The 379-nt window shown below is 62.3% G+C and carries 1 pseudogene; it reads right to left on the bottom strand.

The annotated features are described in order from the left end of the window. A pseudogene (locus A6013_RS26470) lies at positions 1-379 on the bottom strand (alpha-galactosidase); the annotation flags it as partial.

Below are 379 nucleotides of genomic sequence, written 5' to 3'. Positions count from 1 at the left end.
GCGCGTCGTTGTTGTCGGACGCCCTGTTGCGGTGTCTGCGGGTCAGCACTTCATAATCGATTCGCCCCCCGCCGGAGGAGCAGGATTCAAATTCAATGTGCGGAAAACGCTCGCCCAGCACGTCCAGCAGGCGGTAATACTGGCGGGTCTGCGCGTCGGCGGCGGCTTTAGCGTTGTGCCCGGGCTGCACCAGGTCGCGGTTCATGTCCCCTTTCTGGTAGTCAACCGCATGCTCAGCCTAGAGCCAGCTCATGCGCTCCACGTGATAATCAAAGGCCTGCGGGATGGTGAGATTGAGCACCAGCTGGTGTCGTCCGGTCGTCTGGGGATAGCCCGGCAGCGCCAGCACCCAGTCAGGATGCGCGCGATACAGATCGGA

Origin of the sequence: Enterobacter sp. IF2SW-B1 (genome assembly GCF_001743375.1) — a bacterium.
In the GTDB taxonomy this organism is placed as follows: Bacteria; Pseudomonadota; Gammaproteobacteria; order Enterobacterales; family Enterobacteriaceae; genus Enterobacter; species Enterobacter bugandensis.
This window is presented reverse-complemented; position numbering and strand designations above follow the sequence as displayed.